Source organism: Phormidesmis sp. 146-12 (assembly GCF_052939495.1).
Genome location: NZ_JBJPHS010000229.1, coordinates 1 through 2722, shown reverse-complemented (window position 1 = coordinate 2722; position 2722 = coordinate 1). Strand labels below are relative to the sequence as shown.

Sequence of the window (2722 nt, the reverse complement as noted above, 5' to 3'; positions counted from 1 at the left end):
CTTCACCTGCTGATCAACGTTTTGAGACGTAATCCCCAACTTCTCAGCCTCAAATAGCGCATAGACAATCCATCGCACGGCATTACTCCAACTCGCGTCACCGTCTGCGATCGCGGGGGCGAGTGGCTCTTCAGACAGAGCTTCGTCCAGAATTACATGATCGTCTGGCTTGGGCAGCGTGGTACGACGAGAACTCAGGGCAGAGCGATCGGCTGTCACGCCTTCACAGCGGCCTTCTGCATAGGTGGCAAAGGTGGTGTTGACATCCTCAAACACGACGGGCTTGTAGGGAATGCCTCTTTTTCGCATCTGATCGGTCAAATTTTGCTCAGTCGTGGTGCCTGTTTGAATGCAGATAGATTTGCCTTTGAGGTCAGCCAACGTCTTGATATTGCTGGCTTTGCGTACCATGATGCCCTGACCGTCATAAAAGACAACAGGCGCAAATTCTAGCCCAGTAGAGGTATCGCGGCTCATGGTAGAAGTTGTATTGCGGCTGAGAATATCCACTTCGCCCGTCTGGACTGCCGTAAACCGTTCTTTAGCATTGAGATTGCGAAACTCGACCTCATCGGGATTGTTGAATAAAGCGGCGGCGATCGCTCGACAGACATCCACATCCAAGCCCGAATATTTGCCATCTTGCTCAACAAAGCTAAATCCAGGCAGTTCGCCGCTCACGCCACAAATCACTTTTCCACGGCTCAAAACCGTAGCTAACCGTCCTTTTGTAGCCGTTCCGCCACCTTGTCCAGTTGGGGCTTCTCCACCACAGGCAGTTAGGGGAATGAGAAGTGCGATCGTCAGTAGCCAGGTACGCCAGTGGAGCATAGGGATGAGGGATGAGGGATGAGGGATGAGGGATGAACCTGTGAGTGTTTCTGAGGTTCGGGGCTATTTTAATCGGTTTTGGGGTGTGTCCGATCGAATTGGACTTTACAACAAAAATTGAGTGGTGCTGAACGGTGGTCTAAACTCCAACGCTCCAATTCTGAGAGACTTCCAGACTTTCAATCTCGACGACTCACACCTGAATTCAGCCATGCCCAAAAACTAAGTGGCGCTGAGTCAATATCGAGAACCCAATCATCCCTCATCCCTCATCCCTCATCCCTCATCCCTCATCTCTCTCTTCTCAAATCCAGCCACTTCTCCCAATGTGTAAAGGGGACGATTTTTGACTTCTTCATAGATTCGCCCGATGTACTCACCAAGAATGCCAATGCTGACAAGCTGGACTGCGCCCAAAAAGAAGATAGCAACAATAATAACCGTGATACCTGTCAGCGGAGAATGGGGAACAAAGAAACGCCAATATAAGACAAGCATTGCCATGATCAGAGCGACGAATGCTGAGAATAATCCAATATAAGTAGAAATTTGTAAGGGAACTTTGGAGAAAGAAACTAACCCATTGATTGCTAGAGAGAATGACTTGCGAAACGTATATTTCACATCTCCAGCAAACCGAGGATCGCGCTCAAATTTAATCGAAGTTTGTCTAAACCCAACCCACGATCGCAGTCCTCGAATGTATCGATTTCGCTCTGGCATTGAGTTGAGTACATCGACCACCTGACGATCCATCAAACAAAAGTCGCCCGTATCGGTGGGAATATCTACATCAGCGAGCCGTTTTAGCAATCGATAAAATACATAAGCCGTCAACCGTTTGAACCAGCCTTCTTTTTTGCGTTGTGTGCGTTGGGCGTAGATGACTTGATAGCCCTGTCGCCAGAGTTCTAGCATGTCTGGAATCAATTCGGGTGGGTCTTGTAGATCAGCATCCAGAATAACGACAACGCGCCCCCGCACAAAATTTAATCCTGCTGTAACGGCGATTTGATGTCCAAAGTTGCGAGCCAGACTGAGATAGCAAACTCGTGGATCTTTTTGGTGTAATTCTCGCATCATGTAGAGCGATCGATCCCGGCTGCCATCGTTAATTAATACCAGTTCTGCGGGTGCATCCAGACGATCCATCAGGGCACTGACTCGACGATAGAGTTCTGCGATCGTTGCTTCTTCGTTGTAGATCGGAATGATTAGAGAATAGGTTGGAGTCATAACCTGAAAAAGTCCACTGATCGATGTACGATTAAATCTCTGGCTACTGCAAAGACTAGCGCAAATAATTTCATCCGCGCTGTTTTTTAAGGAAGACGCTCATCGGATATTCTGACCAGGCTTTGGTATACAGTTTGTCACGCACTTGTAGCTGATCTTTTTGGGCTTGAAAAGTCTTCTTGTTGGCGTAGACGACGATCGCACAAGGATCAAAGGATTTATAAGGCTCAACCTTCAATTTTTGGGCTGAGATATTGTTAACGATTACATGCTCAATTTGCTCAATCCGAAGGTTTTTGTTGTGAAGCAGTGTCCACAGTGGATATTCCCAGGCCGAATCATCCGTCAGATAAAGCCCCACTTTTGAGCACTGTTGGGCCGTTACAAAACTTGCCGCATTTGGATACGGTGCTTTGAGCCATTTTCGTTGAATAAAGACTTGCTCCAATCGAGGAGTTGTCAAAACACTTTCACGACCTAAAATGGGTCGATATTTATTGTTGAAAGCGTAGGGCAACGACAGGACAAGTAAAATTAGTGCGATCGCGTTTGCAACTCGACGAGTTTTAAGATTTGACAAAACAACGCCTACAAATGCTGAAAATAAAACAAAAATAGTCAGGTGATGACGGGCACTATAGGGCTGCCATTTGAG

General features: G+C 47.2%; 3 protein-coding genes. All 3 read right to left on the bottom strand.

Going from position 1 to position 2722, the window contains the following annotated elements; genetic code table 11:
• On the bottom strand, positions 1–831 hold an 831-nt coding region (locus tag ACKFKF_RS34840; protein WP_446871906.1), incomplete at its 3' end, for an amino acid ABC transporter substrate-binding protein.
• A 276-nt stretch (positions 832–1107) separates the two neighbouring features.
• Entirely contained in the window at positions 1108–2067 is a 960-nt protein-coding gene (locus ACKFKF_RS34835; protein ID WP_446871905.1) for a glycosyltransferase family 2 protein, read from the bottom strand.
• 70 nt (positions 2068–2137) lie between these two features.
• On the bottom strand, positions 2138–2722 hold a 585-nt coding region (locus ACKFKF_RS34830; RefSeq protein WP_446871904.1), incomplete at its 5' end, for a hypothetical protein.

Excerpts from the sequence above, each read along its gene's own strand:
- ACKFKF_RS34835 (WP_446871905.1), bottom strand. The coding sequence starts at position 2,067 with ATGACTCCAACCTATTCTCTAATCATTCCGATCTACAACGAAGAAGCA.